19 protein-coding genes are annotated in these 17,212 nt (G+C 63.9%); 12 read left to right on the top strand and 7 right to left on the bottom strand.

The genetic code is table 11. The annotated features are described in order from the left end of the window. Nucleotides 1-12 precede the first annotated feature (12 nt). Nucleotides 13-1,008 carry an NAD(P)-dependent oxidoreductase gene (locus APH42_RS22960; protein ID WP_060494280.1) on the top strand — a complete coding sequence of 332 codons (996 nt, stop codon included), beginning with the start codon at nucleotides 13-15 and terminating at the stop codon, nucleotides 1,006-1,008. Between the two features lie 87 nt (nucleotides 1,009-1,095). Beyond that, nucleotides 1,096-1,965 (top strand): hypothetical protein, encoded by an 870-nt coding sequence (locus APH42_RS22955; protein WP_012274019.1) that lies wholly within the window; start codon nucleotides 1,096-1,098, stop codon nucleotides 1,963-1,965. A 67-nt stretch (nucleotides 1,966-2,032) separates the two neighbouring features. Here the strand turns inward: APH42_RS22955 and APH42_RS22950 are convergent, their stop codons facing one another. Together APH42_RS22950 and APH42_RS22945 are read right to left on the bottom strand one after the other, a co-directional pair. Then, entirely contained in the window at nucleotides 2,033-3,082 is a 1,050-nt protein-coding gene (locus APH42_RS22950; RefSeq protein ID WP_012274018.1) for an alkene reductase, read from the bottom strand. Between the two features lie 17 nt (nucleotides 3,083-3,099). Then, nucleotides 3,100-3,402 (bottom strand): helix-turn-helix transcriptional regulator, encoded by a 303-nt coding sequence (locus APH42_RS22945; RefSeq protein WP_012274017.1) that lies wholly within the window; start codon nucleotides 3,400-3,402, stop codon nucleotides 3,100-3,102. 149 nt (nucleotides 3,403-3,551) lie between these two features. On the opposite strand from APH42_RS22945, the gene APH42_RS22940 reads away from it, so the two are divergent. Continuing rightward, a complete protein-coding gene (locus tag APH42_RS22940; protein WP_012274016.1) occupies nucleotides 3,552-4,136 on the top strand; it encodes an ACP phosphodiesterase in 585 nt (194 codons plus the stop codon). Nucleotides 4,137-4,197: 61 nt separating this feature from the next. Here the strand turns inward: APH42_RS22940 and APH42_RS22935 are convergent, their stop codons facing one another. Further along, complete coding sequence (locus APH42_RS22935) at nucleotides 4,198-4,986, bottom strand: lysophospholipid acyltransferase family protein (protein ID WP_012274015.1); 789 nt, start codon at nucleotides 4,984-4,986, stop codon at nucleotides 4,198-4,200. Further along, nucleotides 4,986-5,741, bottom strand: coding sequence for an L-ornithine N(alpha)-acyltransferase (olsB, locus tag APH42_RS22930; RefSeq protein WP_012274014.1), 756 nt, complete (start codon nucleotides 5,739-5,741; stop codon nucleotides 4,986-4,988). Before olsB ends, APH42_RS22935 begins: the two co-directional genes overlap by 1 nt. Nucleotides 5,742-5,900: 159 nt before the next feature. Here olsB and APH42_RS22925 point away from each other — a divergent pair, with 159 nt between their 5' ends. The 6 genes from APH42_RS22925 (at nucleotide 5,901) to APH42_RS22900 (ending at nucleotide 10,655) form a co-directional block, all read left to right on the top strand. After that, entirely contained in the window at nucleotides 5,901-6,788 is an 888-nt protein-coding gene (locus tag APH42_RS22925) for a hypothetical protein (protein WP_012274013.1), read from the top strand. A 76-nt stretch (nucleotides 6,789-6,864) separates the two neighbouring features. Continuing rightward, nucleotides 6,865-7,947, top strand: coding sequence for a serine hydrolase (locus APH42_RS22920; protein ID WP_060494285.1), 1,083 nt, complete (start codon nucleotides 6,865-6,867; stop codon nucleotides 7,945-7,947). Further along, nucleotides 7,944-8,240 carry a hypothetical protein gene (locus APH42_RS22915; protein ID WP_060494279.1) on the top strand — a complete coding sequence of 99 codons (297 nt, stop codon included), beginning with the start codon at nucleotides 7,944-7,946 and terminating at the stop codon, nucleotides 8,238-8,240. The genes APH42_RS22920 and APH42_RS22915 overlap by 4 nt, the downstream gene beginning before the upstream one ends. Nucleotides 8,241-8,284: 44 nt before the next feature. Continuing rightward, nucleotides 8,285-8,866, top strand: a complete 582-nt coding sequence (locus APH42_RS22910; RefSeq protein ID WP_012274010.1) for a YceI family protein — start codon at nucleotides 8,285-8,287, stop codon at nucleotides 8,864-8,866. A 1-nt stretch (nucleotide 8,867) separates the two neighbouring features. Beyond that, complete coding sequence (locus APH42_RS22905) at nucleotides 8,868-10,025, top strand: phosphatidylserine/phosphatidylglycerophosphate/cardiolipin synthase family protein (RefSeq protein ID WP_012274009.1); 1,158 nt, start codon at nucleotides 8,868-8,870, stop codon at nucleotides 10,023-10,025. A 48-nt stretch (nucleotides 10,026-10,073) separates the two neighbouring features. Beyond that, entirely contained in the window at nucleotides 10,074-10,655 is a 582-nt protein-coding gene (locus tag APH42_RS22900; protein ID WP_171577218.1) for a DJ-1/PfpI family protein, read from the top strand. A 69-nt stretch (nucleotides 10,656-10,724) separates the two neighbouring features. On the opposite strand, the gene APH42_RS22895 is transcribed toward APH42_RS22900, so the two are convergent. Next, complete coding sequence (locus APH42_RS22895; protein ID WP_012274007.1) at nucleotides 10,725-11,123, bottom strand: nuclear transport factor 2 family protein; 399 nt, start codon at nucleotides 11,121-11,123, stop codon at nucleotides 10,725-10,727. Between the two features lie 115 nt (nucleotides 11,124-11,238). On the opposite strand from APH42_RS22895, the gene APH42_RS22890 reads away from it, so the two are divergent. Both APH42_RS22890 and APH42_RS22885 read left to right on the top strand, forming a co-directional pair. Then, a complete protein-coding gene (locus tag APH42_RS22890; RefSeq protein ID WP_060494278.1) occupies nucleotides 11,239-11,829 on the top strand; it encodes a GNAT family N-acetyltransferase in 591 nt (196 codons plus the stop codon). Continuing rightward, nucleotides 11,826-12,698 (top strand): carbon-nitrogen hydrolase family protein, encoded by an 873-nt coding sequence (locus tag APH42_RS22885; protein WP_060494277.1) that lies wholly within the window; start codon nucleotides 11,826-11,828, stop codon nucleotides 12,696-12,698. The genes APH42_RS22890 and APH42_RS22885 overlap by 4 nt, the downstream gene beginning before the upstream one ends. 103 nt (nucleotides 12,699-12,801) lie before the next feature. On the opposite strand, the gene APH42_RS22880 is transcribed toward APH42_RS22885, so the two are convergent. Continuing rightward, nucleotides 12,802-14,325 carry a fumarate hydratase gene (locus APH42_RS22880; protein WP_012274004.1) on the bottom strand — a complete coding sequence of 508 codons (1,524 nt, stop codon included), beginning with the start codon at nucleotides 14,323-14,325 and terminating at the stop codon, nucleotides 12,802-12,804. Nucleotides 14,326-14,574: 249 nt separating this feature from the next. Between APH42_RS22880 and APH42_RS22875 the strand changes: the two genes are divergently transcribed. Beyond that, nucleotides 14,575-15,495: an iron-sulfur-binding ferredoxin reductase gene (locus APH42_RS22875; RefSeq protein ID WP_060494276.1), complete on the top strand. Its 921-nt coding sequence runs from the start codon at nucleotides 14,575-14,577 to the stop codon at nucleotides 15,493-15,495. Nucleotides 15,496-15,536: 41 nt separating this feature from the next. Here the strand turns inward: APH42_RS22875 and pyk are convergent, their stop codons facing one another. After that, nucleotides 15,537-16,991, bottom strand: coding sequence for a pyruvate kinase (gene pyk, locus APH42_RS22870; RefSeq protein ID WP_012274002.1), 1,455 nt, complete (start codon nucleotides 16,989-16,991; stop codon nucleotides 15,537-15,539). Nucleotides 16,992-17,212 lie beyond the last annotated feature (221 nt).

The raw sequence follows: 17,212 nt of genomic DNA, 5'->3' as shown, positions 1-17,212 counted from the left end.
ACGGAGTGTTACATGCGAATTCTGGTCACCGGCGCGAGTGGCTTCATTGGTGGGCGCTTTGCGCGCTTCGCCCTGGAGCAGGGCCTGGACGTGCGCGTCAGCGGCCGCCGTGCCGAAGGGGTGGAGCACCTGGTCAAGCGCGGCGCCCAGTTCATCCCCGGCGACCTGGGCGATGCCGAGTTGGCCCGGCGTTTGTGCCAGGGCGTCGAGGCGGTGGTGCACTGTGCAGGCGCGGTGGGCAACTGGGGGCGTTATCAGGACTTCTACCAGGGCAACGTGGTGGTTACCGAGAATGTGGTCGAGGGCTGCCTGAAAGAGCATGTACGGCGCCTGGTTCATCTGTCTTCGCCGTCGATCTATTTCAATGGCCGTTCACGCCTGGACATCCGTGAAGACCAGGTGCCGCGCCGCTTCCACGACCACTATGGGCAAACCAAACACCTGGCCGAGCAAAAAGTGTTCGGTGCCCAGGAGTTCGGCCTCGAAGTATTGGCGCTGCGCCCGCGCTTCGTCACCGGCGCCGGCGATGCCAGCATCTTCCCGCGGCTGATGCAGATGCAGCGCAAAGGCCGTGTGGCGATCATCGGCAATGGCCTGAACAAGGTCGATTTCACCAGTGTGCACAACCTCAACGAGGCGCTGCTCAGTGCGCTGTTCGCTGATGAACGGGCGCTGGGCCAGGCTTACAACATCAGCAACGGGCAGCCGCTGCCGCTGTGGGACGTGGTCAACTACGTGATGCGCCAGATGCAGTTGCCACAGGTTACCCGCTACCGTTCCTACGGCCTGGCCTACAGCTTCGCCGCGCTGAACGAGGCGGCTTGCATGCTGTGGCCAGGGCGCCCGCAACCGACCTTGTCGCGCCTGGGCATGCAGGTGATGAGCCGTGATTTCACCCTGGATATCAGCCGCGCCCGGCAATACCTGGACTACCAGCCCAAAGTCAGCCTGTGGACGGCGCTGGATGAATTCTGTGGCTGGTGGAAGCACTTGCCGCCGGGGCATTGAAGCCGCCCGGCGGACAATGGTCATCAACGCGCCGCGCTGGCGGTTTATACTCGTGCCTCTTTGCGACTACCGCGGTTGAATGTATCCATGCGTAACCATGCTCACGATGACTACGATGACGTGCCTACCTTGCGGGCGGGCACGGTTGATGATGACGAACTGATGCCGGCGCACGTGGTGCGCAGCCGCCAGAAGGCCGCCCGTGGGGCCAGCACGGCGCCGTTGTGGGCGTTGTTGTGCGCCTCGTTTATCGCGTTGGCGGGCTTGGGCTGGTGGAGCTTTCAGCAGATCTCGCTGATGGAGCAGCAACTGGTGGCGACCCAGGAGAGCTTTGCCCGCATCAGTGAAGAAGCGGCCGGGCGCCTGCAGGCGATCAGTGGCAAGGTGGAGGCCAGCGAATCCGGTGTGACTACCAGCAGCGAGGCGCTGAAGCTGCAGTTGCGTCAGCTGCAGCAGGGCGTGGCCGGGCAGACCGGTGATCTGGGCAAGCGCCTGGAGCAGGTGCTGGCCGATACCCGTGCACAGCAGAAAGCGGTGACTGAGCTGCAAGGCCAGTTGCAGGCGCAGTTGAAGTTGGTGAATGGTGAGCTGGCGGCGCTGCGTTCGGGGCAGGTTGATGGTGGCAAGCTGGATACCCAGTTCAAGGGTTTGAACGAGCAGGTTGCCGCGCTGAAGGCTGCGCAGGTGGATGGCGGCAAGCTGGACGTGCAACTCAAGAGCCTGGGTAGCGATGTGGCTGCCTTGAAGAAACAAGGCAACCCGAGTGCTGCTATCCAGAGCCTGGAGCAGGACATGTTGGTGCTCAAGAGCCAGATCGATAATCGTCCGGCTGCTTCGTCGGCAGGCGGTGCTTCGGTGCAGGAGTTCGATGCGTTCCGGGCGCAGATGACCCGCAACCTGAATACCTTGCAGAGCCAGATCCAGAACCTGCAGCAGCAGATCAACTCCCGTCCGTAACATGGCAGGGGAGGGCCTTGCCCTCCTTTCGCGGCACAAGGCCGCAAAGCGGCCCCGGCGAAATCAGTTACAACCGCGGATAATCGATATACCCCACCGGCCCCTTGCTATAGAAAGTGTCCGGCCGGGCGTCATTCAACGGCGCATCCGCCGCCAGCCGCGCCGGCAGGTCGGGGTTGGCGATGAACGGCACGCCGAACGCCACCGCATCGGCCTTGCCACTGGCCAGGGCCGCATTGGCACTGGCTTTGTCAAACCGCTCGTTGACGATGTACGGGCCGCCGAACGCTTCTTTGATCAGTTGGCCAATGCTGTCGTCGGCTTCCCGTTCCCGCGAGCAGATGAAGGCGATGCCGCGCTTGCCCAGCTCGCGCGCCACATAAGTGAAGGTTTCGGCGCGGTCGGCGTCGCCCATGTCGTGGGCGTCGGCACGCGGCGCCAGGTGCACGCCCACGCGGTTCGCGCCCCACACTTCAATGGCCGCATCGGTCACTTCCAGCAGCAGGCGCGCGCGGTTTTCCAGTGAGCCGCCGTAACGGTCGGTGCGCTGGTTGGTGCTGCTTTGCAGGAACTGGTCGAGCAGGTAACCGTTGGCACCGTGGATCTCCACACCATCGAAGCCGGCCGCCTTGGCATTTTCCGCGCCGCTGCGGTAGGCCTCGACGATGTCAGTGATTTCTTCGGTTTCCAGCGCACGCGGGGTGGGGTAGTCACTCAGTGGGCGTACCAGGCTGACATGGCCCTTGGCCTGGATCGCGCTGGGAGCCACCGGCAGTTCGCCATTCAGGTAGCTGGGGTGGGAGATGCGGCCCACGTGCCACAGCTGCAGGAAGATACGCCCGCCTGCGCCGTGTACGGCCTTGGTCACATTGTTCCAGCCACGAACTTGTTCATCGTTCCAGATACCGGGGGTATCCGGGTAGCCGACCCCCATGGCGCTGACCGAGGTCGCCTCGCTGAGAATCAGCCCGGCACTGGCACGCTGTACGTAGTACTCGGCCATCAGCGCATTGGGCACGCGCCCTTCATCGGCGCGGCAGCGGGTGAGCGGGGCCATGATGATGCGGTTGGGCAGTTGCAGGTCGCCCAGGGTGATCGGATCGAAAAGCGTGGTCATAGCGGTTACCTGCCTTGTCAAAGTGCTTGGCGCAGTTGTTCGAGGAACGCCTGGATGGTGTCTTCGTCGCGTTTGAAGAAGTGCCATTGGCCAATCTTCTGGCTGCTGATGAGCCCGGCGCGCTGCAAGGTGGCCAGGTGGGCAGAGACGGTCGACTGCGACAGGCCGCAGCGTTGGTCGATCTGCCCGGCGCACACACCGTTTTCGGTGCTGTGGTACTGGTCGGGAAACTGGGTTGCCGGGTCTTTCAGCCAGCTGAGGATTTCTCGCCTGACCGGATGGGCCAGCGCTTTTATGATTTCGTCGAGATCGAGTGGCATGGTTGAGGCTCGTTGTAGCGGCATATCGCGATAGGGCGAAATGTAAATCGCTGAATTCCGATATACAAATACGAAGGTGTTCTGAGCTGAGCACGAATCGGTATATCGCGTTATAACGATATACGCGCTGGCGGTGCTAGACTGCGTGCATGAATTACCTCGCACACTTGCACCTGGGCGGCCCGGCGCCGCAACAACTGCTTGGCAGCCTGTATGGCGACTTTGTCAAAGGCTCGCTGGAAGGGCGCTTTCCGCCTGCGCTGGAGGCGGCCATTCGGCTGCATCGGCATATCGACAGCTACACCGATCGGCACCCATTGGTATTGGCGGCGCTGGCGCGTTTTCCGCGTGAGCGGCGGCGCTTTGCCGGCATTGTCCTGGATGTGTTCTTCGACCATTGCCTGGCGCGACATTGGCGTGATTATGCCGAGCAGCCACTGGCACAGTTCACTGGGGCGTTTTACCGGGTGCTGCTGGCAGAGCCACAACTGCCGGGGCGGCTGGCGCGGATTGCACCGTTCATGGCGGCGGACGACTGGCTGGGGGCCTATGGTGATTTCGCCACATTGGAGCAGGTGTTCAATGGCATTGCTCGGCGCCTGTCACGCCCTGAAGGGATGTCCGGGGTGATGGGCGAGCTGGAGCGGCTGTATGAACCATTGCTGGCGGACTTCAGGGCGTTTTATCCGCAGTTGCAGGCCTTTGCGGCGGCGGGGCGGTTGTCTGACAGTTAGTTCTGTTTCGGCCTCTTCGCGGGCACGCCCGCGAAGAGGCCGGTAGCGATAGTGCGAAAAATCAGGCAGCCCGTGCCTGCCGCCGTGGCGCCAGCTCAACTTCTTCAACCCCGAACAACGCCAAATGGATCGCCTGCTGTGCCTGCAACGCCAGCACCGCACGTTCCTTGCCCACACTACCAATCGGCTGCAGCAGGTGAATGCACACCTCGGCCCGCGGTTGGGCAAACAAGCGCATCAGGTGCGATACCAGGTCGTCATCACCGATGAACGGCGCAATCGGATCGAGCTGGCCATCGCGCAAATACTGGATAGCCACCGGCTGCACCGCCACACCTCGGTCGATGGCTCCGGCCAGCAGGCGGCCATGGAAGGTGCGCAAGGTGCGACCGTTGGTCGTGGTGCCTTCGGGGAAGATCAGCAGCGGTCGAGCCAGGCCCAACTGCCCGGCGATCTGTTCGCGCAGGCGCTGGCTGTCGCCACCGCCCCGACGAATGAAAAGCGTGCCGGCTTTTTCCGCCAGCCAGCCGGCCACCGGCCAGTGGCGCACTTCGGCCTTGGACAGAAACGACAGCGGCATCAGCATGCCCAGCAGAGGGATGTCGGCCCAGGACACATGGTTGCTGACCCACAGCATCGGCCGCTGCGGCAGCTCGCCGATGACTTTTACGTCGAAGGGCAGGGCAGCGACCAAGCGCTTCATGAACAGGCAGGTCCAGCGTTGACGGCGCTCGATCGGCGTCTTGAAGCCCAGTCGCTCGCTCAAGGCAATCATGCTGGCCATCAGCATGCCCAGCGCCAGTACCAGCAGCAGTCGAGTCAGGCGGGCCAACACCCGCAACTTCGGCATCAGACCGCCGCCTTGAAGTGGCGAGCGTAGCGTGGGCACAGTTCGTCGCGCTTGAGCAGGATGAACACGTCAGCCACCTGGAAGTCCTCGTCCCAGCATGGCTCGCCGCAAATCTTCGCGCCCAGGCGCATGTAGGCTTTGAGCAGCGGTGGCATTTCGGCAATGACGTTAGTGGGCAGGGCCAGCTTCGGCAGCGGGTTTTTCGGCTCGGCACGCAGGTGCTCGGTGCACAGGTAACGGTCACGCAGGCGCTGCATCACCGCATGGGCCTGCACGCCGCCGTCCTGCATGGGGATGCTGGCGCAGCCCATCAGGTAGCTGTAGCGCCCCTCGTTGAGCACCTCGGCCAGTTCGCCCCAGAGCACGGCGATGGTGCCGCCGTTGCGGTAGTCGGGGGCCACGCAGGTACGGCCCAGTTCAAGGATCGGGCCTTGCAGTTGCAACAGGCCGTGCAGGCTGAATTCTTCTTCGCTGTAGAAACGGCCCAGGCTGCTGGCGGCCTGGTGGTCGAGCAGGCGGGTGGTGGCAACCAGTTCGCCGGTGCTCAGGTCGCGCACACCAATGTGGCGGCAGTGCACGTCGTAGTCGTCCATGTCCAGGCCCTGCTCGGCACCTTTGAGCTTGGCCTTGAATTCTGCGCTGAACACTTTGTAGCGCAGGGCCTGGGCTTCTTGCAGCGCCGCGGCGCCAACCAGGCGTTCGGCTTGCAGACGGCGTTCAGTGCTGTTGTCGCTAGCGTGAGCGATCCGAGTCATTGCGAGTCTCCATAAGCCAGCCATGAAGGGTTGCGGCCGGTCGGCTTTGTTGTGCAAAGTCAGCCTAGGTAGACGTGGTGTCACCCCTGTGAATCTTTGGTGATGCTTGCGTGACACCCCCTGAGCCTTCCCCGAAAGCCCCCAGCAAGGAGCTGTGCCATGGCCTGGTTGCAACGACTCAACGACCCGCTTCGCCACGCGCTGGCAGGCACCCTGGGCGAAACCTACGCCGGGCTGCTCGAGCGCCTCGGACCGGTTGCCCCGTTCGAACTCGCGGCACTGGGCGGGCGCGCGATGGCCACCCCTGGCCTGGCCTTTCTGGTGGGTTACCAGGCCGCTCTGCGGGTGCTTTGGCCCAGTGCGCCGCCCAGCCTTGGCGCCTTGTGTGCCACCGAGCGGCGCAGTGTGCGGCCAGCGGACATGCACACGCGGCTGGACGGCTTGCGGCTGACGGGCAGCAAGGACTTCGTTACCGCAGGCCTGGAGGCGGAGTGGTTGCTGGTGGCGGCGCGTAGCGAAGCGGCTGGCGCGGCGCCGCAACTGAACCTGGCGGTGGTTTATCCCGGTGAGCCGGGGGTGAAGCTGGAGCCACTGCCGACCCTGCCGCTGATGCCGGAAGTGGGCCATGGCCGATTGCTGCTGGAGCAGGCCGCGTGCGAGTTGCTGGCCGGTGACGGCTGGGATGCCTACGTGAAGCCGTTTCGCTCGCTGGAAGACTTGTATGTGCTCACGGCACTGACGGCCTGGTTGTATGGCGTGGGGCAGGAGAGCGCCTGGCCACAGGACTTGCGCCTGCAACTGCTGGGGTTGCTGGCAGGGTGTGCCGAGGGCAGCCGGCAGTGTGCTGACAGCACGGGTTGCCATTTGCTGCTGGGTGGGTTGTTCGCGCAGTTTCAGGCGTTGCGAGGGGCGATCGACGCGGCCTTGGCAGCAGGGCCGGTGCATTGGGCGCAAATCTGGCAGCGTGACCAAGGGGTGATGGCGTTGGCTGCGGCGGCGCGGGAGAAACGGTTGAACAAAGCTTGGGCGGCTGCCGGATTGTCATGAATGGCTGATAGCTTTGGGTGAACTTCTGAATCCTGGGGCCGCGTTGCTGCCCCAACAAAAGTGAGCCTGTATGGGGATGCTGAAAGGTCTGCTGCTGCTTTTGTGCATGGCCATGGCGCCCGCCTGGGCTGAAGAGTGGCCTGACCCGGAGTGGCAAAGCGACCCTGCCGCATTCGATTGGCAAGCCGTCGACGCCTACGCCTTCCCCGCACGCGCCCCCTCCGACCGTAGTGGCATCCGCACCGACGCCCTGCTGATCATCCGCGACGGTCGTATCGTCCACGAGCGCTACACCGCGCCCACCACTGCCGCCACCGCGCACCTGACCTGGTCGGTGAGCAAAAGCGTACTGGCCACGCTACTGGGGGTGGCCCAGGGCGAAGGCCGCTTTCAGCTGCAAGACGCGGTCAGCCGCTTCTATCCACCCATGCGCGCGCATCCGGGCGTGCGTATGGCCGACCTGCTGCACTGGGCCAGTGGCCTTGCCTGGCAGGAAGACTACGAGTACGCCCCGCTGAAATCCTCAGTGGTGGCCATGTTGTATACCCGTGGTCGTGCGGACATGGCGGCCTACACGGCCGCGCGGGGTACGTCGGCCAGCCCTGGGCAGCGATTTCTCTATTCCAGTGGCGACAGCAACCTGCTGGCCGCCGCGCTGCGCGGCATGCTCGATGCGGGCCAGTACCCGGATTACCCCTGGCAGGCACTGTTCACTCCGCTGGGTATCGACAGTGCGGTGTGGGAGCGTGACCGGGCAGGCACTTACGTGGGCTCTTCCTATCTGTACCTCAGTACCCGCGACCTGGCGCGTATCGGCCTGCTGATGCAGCGCGACGGCCGCTGGCAGGGCCGGCAACTGCTGCCCAAGGCCTGGATAGCCTTCAACCGCACACCGTTTGCCCAAGCCGAAGTGCTGAGCGGCGAGGCCAACCCTGGTGGGCACTGGTGGCTCAACCAGCCGCTGACCGACGCCCAACGGCCTTGGCCGAGTGCCCCCGCAGCTACCTTCGCCGCCCTTGGCCACTGGGGCCAGGCGCTGTACGTGCTACCGGAGCAAAAATTGGTGATCGTGCGTTACGCCGATGACCGCGACGGCAGCTATCAGCACGACGAACTGCTGAAGCGGGTGCTGGCGGCATTGGCCGGGGCGGGAGCATGAAGCGGTTAGCGCTGCTGGTGCTGGCGGGGCTGTTGTACTGGGCTTGGCAAGAGCGCCAGGCGCTGGCGGATTTCCCCGACATTCTCTCGGCCTACTCGGCCAAGGAATATTGTTCGTGCCGCTTTGTCATGGGCTTCGATCAGGCGTATTGCCGCGGTTACGTGAAGCAATGGCTGCCGCTGACCCTGCTGGAAGAAAACAGCTGGCAGCGCCAAGTGACCGCAGAGGGTCTGGGGCGGCGCAACCAGGCCGCTTGGCAAGGCGCGCGCGAGGGCTGCCGCTTGCTGCCATGAAGGCAGGCGGGTAAGGTTGGCGGCTTGGTTTCACGAGATCTGTCATGTTCAAGCTGCCCCGTCTGTTACCCGCCTTGCTGCTGGCTTTGTGCCTGCCCGCCCATGCCAATTGGCACCTTGATGGCGAGTCTTCACGCCTGTCGTTCATTACCGGCAAGAACGGCGACACCGCCGAAGTGCATCGCTTTCTGGTGTTGCACGGTACGGTCGACCGCAAGGGTGTGGCGGGGTTGAGCATCGAGATGGACTCGGTGAGCAGCGGCATCCCGCTGCGTGACGAGCAGATGCGCGACAACCTGTTCGAGGTCGAGCGATTCGCCGAGGCCACAGTGAAGGCGCAGATCGACCTGCGGCCGATCAATGACCTGGCCGACGGTGCGCAGATCGAGTTGCGCCTGCCGCTAACGGTTACCCTGCATGGCCAGTCGCACAGCTACAACGCCCTGCTACTGGCCACCCGCCTGGATGCGCGGCGCTTCCAGGTTGTAACCCTCGAGCCGCTGCTGCTGCGTGCCGAGGATTTCGGCTTGCTGCCTGGGCTGGAAAGCCTGCGCAAGTTTGCCAAGTTGAAGTCCATCAACCCATCGGTGCCGGTGAGTGCGGTGCTGATTTTCACCGCTCGCTGACATGGCGGGGCCAGTCTTCCCCTGGCGGGATGGCAACCAGTTCGAATTGCTGATCGACGGCCCCGCGTTCTTTCCACGCATGCTCAATGCGATCGAGCACGCGGAGTTTCAGGTGGACCTGGAACTGTACCTGGTCGAGGCCGGCGCCTGTGCCGAGGCGGTGGTCGAAGCGCTGGAGCAGGCCGCCCGGCGCGGCGTGCGGGTGCGTTGCCTGTTTGACGACTACGGCTCATTGGCTTTCAACAGCGCGCTGCGCCAACGCCTGTCGGACGCCGGCGTGTACCTGCGCTGGTACAACCGCCTGCGCTGGAAGCGTGGCCTGCGCAACCTGTATCGCGACCACCGCAAACTGCTGCTGGTGGACGAGCGTTGGGCAGTGGTGGGGGGCACGGGCGTTACCGACGAATTCTGGACGCCGGGCGAAGCGACCAGCGAATGGCACGAAGTGATGGTGCAGATGCAGGGGCCAGTGGTGAACGACTGGCAGTTGCTGTTCGATCGCCAGTGGCACGCCAACAACCGCCGCACCGCCTGGCGCCCTGCCGAGGGCTTTGGCCTGCCGCGCCTGCCCAAGGTGCCCGCACAAGGGCAAGGCATGGGCCGGGTCGCTTATGCCGACGCCCGCCAGCACCAGGACATCCTGCATGCGCTGGTGAGGGCGCTGAACAGCGGCAAGCAACGGGTGTGGCTGGCCACACCGTACTTCCTGCCGACCTGGAGCGTGCGCCGCTCGTTGCGCCGGGCCGCCAGCAAGGGGCTGGACGTGCGCCTGCTGCTGACCGGCCCCCGCACCGACCATCCCTCGGTGCGCTACGCCGGGCATCGCTACTACCCACGCCTGCTGCGCGCCGGGGTGCGGATTTTCGAGTACCAGCCGTGCTTCCTGCACCTGAAAATGGCGGTGGTGGACGACTGGGTCAGCGTCGGTTCGTGCAACTTCGACCACTGGAACCTGCGCTTCAACCTTGAAGCCAACATCGAGGCGCTGGACCCATCGTTGACGGCGGCGGTGGTGGCCAGCTTCGAGCGCGATTTTGCCCAATGCGAGGAAGTCGACCTTGCCCATTGGCATGCGCGCCCTTTGTGGCGCAGGGTGAAACAACGGATCTGGGGCTGGCTCGATCGGTTGGTGGTCAACTTCCTCGACCGTCGGGACTGACAGCGGCTATCGTGCAGTGACTATTCACAGTTAACCGAAGGAGTGGGCGTGATGACGGCGAAGAAAATTCTCATGCTGGTGGGCGACTACGTTGAAGATTATGAAGCGATGGTGCCGTTTCAGGCCCTGAGCATGGTCGGCCACACAGTGCATGCGGTGTGCCCGGAAAAGCTGGCCGGGCAGACTGTGCGCACCGCGATTCATGACTTCGAGGGTGAGCAGACCTACAGCGAAAAGCCTGGGCACAACTTTGCCCTGAATTATGACTTCGTGCGGGTGCGGCCCGAAAGTTACGACGCATTGCTGATCCCGGGTGGCCGTGCGCCAGAGTACCTGCGCCTGGATGAAAAGGTGCTGGAGCTGGTGCGGGCGTTCGACCAGGCCGGCAAGCCGATTGCGGCGGTGTGCCATGGCGCTCAGCTGCTGGCGGCGGCCGGGGTGCTCGAGGGGCGTGAGTGCAGTGCGTACCCGGCATGTGCGCCGGAAGTGCGATTGGCGGGCGGTACGTTCATCGATATCGCAGTGGACCAGGCGCATGTGGACGGCAACCTGGTCACTGCCCCCGCATGGCCAGCGCATCCGGCGTGGCTGGCGGCCTTCCTCAAAGTGCTGGGTACCCGTATCGCCTGATCGGGCCCCTTCGCAGGCACGCCTGCTCCCGCAGGTTTACCACCGCCCCCGGGAGCAGGCGTGTCAGGCTTAGGCAACCTGCTCAACCCAGTCATTGAGGTTGTAGTAGTTGGTCACCCGGGCAATCTTGCCGCAGTGGATGTAGAAGAAAGCCCCCGCCGGCAGTACATAGGTCTGCCCGTTGGCAGTTGGCAGCCCTTGGTCATCGGCCAAGTATTCGCCATGCACGGTGAACTCCGCTGCCGCGCGGCTGCCATCGGCGTTTTGCATCACCACGATGTCGGCCAGACGTTCGCGGTAGCAGCGGTTCATCTTGTCCATGAACGCAGCAAACCTGGCCTTGCCCATCTGCCGCTCGCCCTGGTTGATGTCGTGGATCACGTCCTCGCTGAGCAGCGCCAGAAAGCCCGGCATGTCGCCGGCGTTGAAGGCGGCGTAGTAAGCATTTACCAGTTCGGTAGCGGTCATGGAACAATACCTGTCGTGTAGGGAAAAGGCGGGTCGTTGCCTCGGATGATAGGGTTTCCCCTCAAGCCCGGCTTAGCCGAGCGCGTCATCCACATCGACAAAACGACCGCCAAGCATGGAAATACGCCTGTTGCACGGCGCCGCTATCGCGCCTTACATCGATGACCTCGCTCGCCTGCGCCTTACCGTGTTCCGCGAGTTTCCCTACCTTTACGACGGCACCCCGGAGTATGAGGCTGACTACCTGTCCAACTACGCCCGCTCCGGGCGCAGCCTGGTAGTGCTGGCGCTGGACGACGGCAAGGTGGTCGGTGCCTCTACCGGCCTGCCGCTGGTGGACGTCGCGCCCGAGTTCCAGCAGCCGTTCCTGGCCCAAGGCCGCGACCCCGCCAGTGTGTATTACTTTGGCGAATCGCTGGTGCTGCCCGAATACCGTGGCCAGGGCCTGGGGGTGCGCTTCTTCATCGAACGCGAGTCCTACGCGCACAAACTGGCCGAGTTCGATTACTGCGCGTTCTGCGCGGTGGAGCGGCCAGGCGTGCACCCGCGACGGCCAGCGGACTACAAACCCTTGCACGGCTTCTGGCGCAATCGCGGCTTTCTGCATGACCCGTCGCTACGCACCCGCTATGCCTGGCGCGACTTGGACGAACCGGAAAGCTCCGACAAGTTGATGTCGTTCTGGCTCAAGGCGCTGCCGATATGATTCGTATGGCGGCCTGCCAATACGCCATCGAACTGCATGAAACCTGGGACGCCTACGCCGACCATCTGCAACGCCTGTGTGCCGAGGCGGTAGAGGCGGGCGCTCGCTTGCTGTTGTTACCGGAGTACGCCGGGCTGGTGCTGAGTGGCCAGCTGAGTGCCGAGCAGCGAGGGGACCTGAAGGCTTCGATTGCCGGTATTCAGCCGCTGATCGAACCCTGGAAAGCACTGTGCGAGGGTCTTGCCCGGCGCTGGGGGATCTACCTGCAACCGGGTAGCGTGCCGGTGCTGGACAGCGATGGGCGCTACCGCAACCGTGCCTGGCTGTTCGGCCCCCAGGGTGTGCTGGGCTACCAGGACAAACTGATGATGACCCGGTTCGAGCGCGAACAGTGGGACATCGCTGCAGGCCAGGGGCTGCAGGTGTTCGACACCGAATTGGGTCGGCTGGGGATTCTGATCTGTTATGACAATGAGTTCCCCATGCTGGCCCGGCGTTTGGCCGAGGCTGGTGCCGACCTGATCCTGGCGCCGAGCTGTACCGATACCGAGGCCGGTTACCACCGGGTACGCATTGGCGCCCAGGCGCGGGCGCTGGAGAACCAGATCGCCGTGTTGCAGAGCCCTACGGTTGGGTTGGCACCCTGGTCACCGGCGTTGGACGAGAATATTGGCCGGGCAGGGTTGTTCGTGCCGCCGGATCACGGGATGCCGGGGGATGGGGTGGTGGCGTTGAGTGAGGCGCTGAGCCCAGATATCAGCCAGTGGCTGGTGTGTGAGGTGGACCTGGAGGAAGTGCGGCGGGTGAGGCGGGAAGGGCAGGTGTTTACCTGGCGGGACTGGCCGGAGCAGTTTGAAAGAGCCCTGTGATGACAGCAGTGGCCTCTTCGCGGGCAAGCCCGTTCCCACACGTACAGCGCAAGCCAGAAGGCTACGCGTTACCTGTGGGAGCGGGCGCCGCAGTTACATCTGGTTACTTCACTTCGACTGCCAGGCTTTGGGCAATCTTGCTCTGCCACAGGGCAGGGCCAGTGATGTGTACCGACTCACCGTTGCTATCGACGGCGACGGTAACCGGCATGTCCTTGACCTCGAACTCGTAGATCGCTTCCATGCCCAGCTCGGCGAAGGCCAGTACCTTCGACTTGCGGATGGCCTGGGCTACCAGGTAGGCAGCACCGCCAACGGCCATCAGGTACACGGCCTTGTTGTCCTTGATCGCCTCGATGGCGGTCGGGCCACGCTCGGACTTGCCGATCATGCCCAGCAGGCCGGTCTGCTCGAGGATCTGGCGGGTGAACTTGTCCATGCGAGTGGCGGTGGTCGGGCCGGCTGGGCCTACCACTTCGTCACCGACCGGGTCGACCGGGCCTACGTAGTAGATGAAGCGGCCTTTCAGGTCGACCGGCAGTTCTTCGCCACGGTTGAGCATTTCAACCATGCGCTTGTGCGCGGCATCGCGGCCGGTCAGCATCTTGCCGTTGAGCAGGATGGTTTCGCCCGGCTTCCAGCTGGCGACTTCTTCCGGGGTGATGTCGTCGAGGTTGACGCGACGGGCGCTTGGGCCGGCTTCCCAGACGATTTCCGGGTAGGCATCCAGCGACGGCGCTTCCAGTTCTGCCGGGCCGGAGCCATCGAGCACGAAGTGGGCGTGGCGGGTGGCGGCGCAGTTGGGGATCATGCACACCGGCAGGGAGGCGGCGTGGGTCGGGTAGTCCATGATCTTGACGTCGAGCACGGTGGTCAGGCCACCCAGGCCCTGGGCGCCGATGCCCAGCTGGTTGACCTTCTCGAACAGCTCCAGACGGATTTCTTCCAGGCGGTTTTGCGGGCCACGGGCTTTCAGCTCATGGATGTCGATGGACTCCATCAACACTTCCTTGGCCATTACCGCGGCTTTCTCGGCGGTACCGCCGATGCCGATGCCGAGCATGCCAGGCGGGCACCAGCCAGCGCCCATGGTCGGCACGGTCTTCAGCACCCAGTCGACGATCGAGTCGGACGGGTTGAGCATGGCCATCTTCGACTTGTTCTCCGAGCCGCCGCCCTTGGCTGCGACATCGACCTCGACCTTGTCGCCGGGGACGATGGAGTAGTGGATCACTGCCGGGGTGTTGTCCTTGGTGTTCTTGCGAGCACCGGCCGGGTCGGCCAGGATCGAGGCGCGCAGGACGTTTTCAGGCAGGTTGTAGGCGCGACGCACACCTTCGTTGATCATGTCGTCGACGCTCAGGGTGGCGCCGTCCCAGCGTACGTCCATGCCCACGCGCACGAACACGGTGACGATACCGGTGTCCTGGCAGATCGGGCGGTGGCCGGTGGCGCACATGCGCGAGTTGATCAGGATCTGGGCGATGGAATCGCGTGCAGCAGGCGACTCTTCACGCAGATAGGCCTCGTGCATGGCCTGGATGAAATCGACGGGGTGGTAGTACGAGATGAATTGCAGGGCGTCGGCGACGCTCTGAATCAGGTCGTCTTGCTTGATCACGGTCATGCAGCGCGCTCCTCTTAAAGACGGGAACATTCAAAAAGACGCTCGACATTGCCGACCAGCATGTCGAAGCGCCTTGCAAGGCGCCGGCAGGTCAGGCCGACGGAAAAAGGCGCGGCAGTATAGCGCGCATCCGTGGCGGACACACCTGCGGCCGGTCTGGACCATGGTCGGCAGCGGTCAGGCATCCTTTTTGCTGGCGTGCTCTGCTTGGCTTACAGTGAGCCTGGGATAGCAGGAGAAGTACCGAACATGCCCGAAATTTGCGTGGGCGAGCACCGTTGGGCGGTGCCGACTGGCAGCAACCTGCTCGATGCCCTGAACGAGGCCGGGTTGAATGTGCCCTACAGCTGCCGCGCCGGCAGTTGCCATGCCTGCCTGGTGCACTGCCTGGCGGGGCAACCGTTGGATGCCTTGCCCGAGGCGCTGGCGCTTGACAAGCATGCCCAGGGCTGGCGCCTGGCCTGTCAGTGCCGTGTGGTCGAGGACCTGCGCCTGGTGCTGTTCGACCCTCGGCACGACGGTGTGCCGGCCAAGGTCAGTGCGCTGGACTGGTTCGGCGATGTGCTGCGTTTGCGCCTGCAGCCACAGCGTGCGTTGCGCTATCAGGCGGGTCAGCATGTGGTGCTGTGGCTGGACGAGGTTGCACGGCCTTATTCCCTGGCCAGCCTGCCAGGTGAAGATGATCAACTTGAGTTTCATATCGACTGCCAGCGCCCTGGTGCCTTTTGTGACAAGGCGCGCGGTCTACGGGTTGGCGATGAAATGCGTCTGGGTGAATTGAGAGGGGGGGCTTTGCATTACGACCCGGACTGGCAGGAGCGGCCGCTGTGGTTGTTGGCAGCGGGCACCGGGTTGGCGCCATTGTGGGGCATCTTGCGCGAGTCGCTACGCCAGGGGCATCGGGGGGAAATTCGGCTGTTGCATGTGGCACGGGATCGGGCGGGGCACTATTTGGCGGAGCCATTGCAGCAGTTGCCAGGGGTGAAAGTCGAGTTGGTGCTGGCGGAACAGATGGATGATGCGCTGGCCGGGTTGCGGCTGGCGTCACGGCAGACGGTGGCGCTGGTGTGCGGGGCGCCGGGGAGTGTGGAGCGTTTTGCCCGGCGGCTGTTCATTGCCGGGGTGCCACGGGGGCAGGTGTTTGCTGATGTGTTTGTCGAGCATGCCTGAATAGCAGGGGGCCGCAAAGCGGCCCCCTTTGTAGCAGCAGATCAACCGACCAGCGGGTCACCGACATGCAGGATCTTCATGCCGTTGGTGCCACCGATGGTGTGGTAGCTGTCACCCTTGGTCAGGATCACCCAGTCACCTTGCTGCACCAGGCCACGCTTGAGCAGCTCGTCCACGGCTGCCTGGCTCACCTTGTCGGCCGGCAGCGAAGCCGGGTCGAAGGCAATCGGGTACACGCCACGGAACATGTTGGCGCGCGCCTGGGTAGCGCGGTGCGGCGACAGGGCGAAGATCGGCACGTGCGAACGCAGGCGCGACATGATCAGCGGGGTGTAGCCGCTTTCGGTCAGGGCGATGATCGCCTTCACGCCCGGGAAGTGGTTGGCGGTGTACATGGCCGCCAGGGCGATGCTTTCGTCGCAGCGCTCGAAGGTGGTGTGCAGGCGGTGGCTGGACTTCTGGCTGGTCGGGTGCTTTTCGGCACCCAGGCAGATGCGGGCCATGGCCTGGACGGCTTCGATCGGGTAGGAACCGGCGGCGCTTTCGGCCGACAGCATCACCGCGTCGGTGTTGTCCAGCACGGCGTTGGCCACGTCGGACACTTCGGCACGGGTCGGCATCGGGTTCTGGATCATCGACTCCATCATCTGGGTCGCCACGATCACCGCCTTGTTGTTGCGGCGGGCGTGCTGGATGATCTTCTTCTGGATGGCGATCAGCTCGGCGTCGCCGATTTCCACGCCCAGGTCGCCACGGGCAACCATCACTGCGTCGGAGGCGGCGATCAGCTTGTCGAGGGTCTCGTCGTCGGCAACCGCTTCGGCGCGTTCGATCTTGGCCACCAGCCAGGCGCTGCCACCGGACTCGTCACGCAGCTTGCGCGCGTATTCCATGTCGCTGGCGTCACGTGGGAAGGATACGGCCAGGTAGTCCAGGTCCATTTCCGCGGCCAGCTTGATGTCGGCCTTGTCTTTTTCGGTCAGGGCCGGTGCGGTCAGGCCGCCACCTTTACGGTTGATGCCTTTGTGGTCCGACAGCGGGCCACCGATGATCACCACGCAGTGCAGGGCGTCTGCAGTGGCGGTTTCGACGCGCATGACCACGCGACCATCGTCGAGCAGCAGCTCGTCACCAACGCCGCAGTCCTTGACCAGGTCGGGGTAGTCGATACCGACGATGTCCTGGTTGCCTTCGGTCAGCGGGTGGGCGGTGGAGAAGGTGAACTTGTCACCGATCTTCAATTCGATGCGCTTGTTGGCGAACTTGGCGATGCGGATCTTCGGACCCTGCAGGTCGCCCAGCAATGCAACATGGCGGCCGTTCTTGGCGGCGATGTCACGGATCAGGCGCGCGCGGGCCTTGTGCTCGTCCGGCGTGCCGTGGGAGAAGTTCAGGCGTGCCACGTCCAGGCCGGCAAGGATCAGCTGTTCGATCACTTCCGGCGAGTTGCTGGCGGGGCCAAGGGTGGCGACGATTTTGGTACGGCGGATGCTCATGCACAAACTCCTATAGTGAAGCGCAGCGAAAGGCTACTCCTGAATCTCGCTGTAGTCATTGTTCCGTTGCACTACCTGCGACCAAGGCAGGGTGGCATTTGAACGGGCAGGGTATCCTTGCAAAAGGGTGTGAAGATTTGCAGGCAAACGCCGATACACTGGCATCAAAGGAGATCCCCATGCGAGCCCTGATCGTTTTAGCCCTGGCCGTCAGCGCCGTC

Origin of the sequence: Pseudomonas sp. NBRC 111140 (assembly GCF_001320885.1) — a bacterium.
Taxonomy (GTDB): Bacteria; Pseudomonadota; Gammaproteobacteria; order Pseudomonadales; family Pseudomonadaceae; genus Aquipseudomonas; species Aquipseudomonas putida_P.
This window is presented reverse-complemented; position numbering and strand designations above follow the sequence as displayed.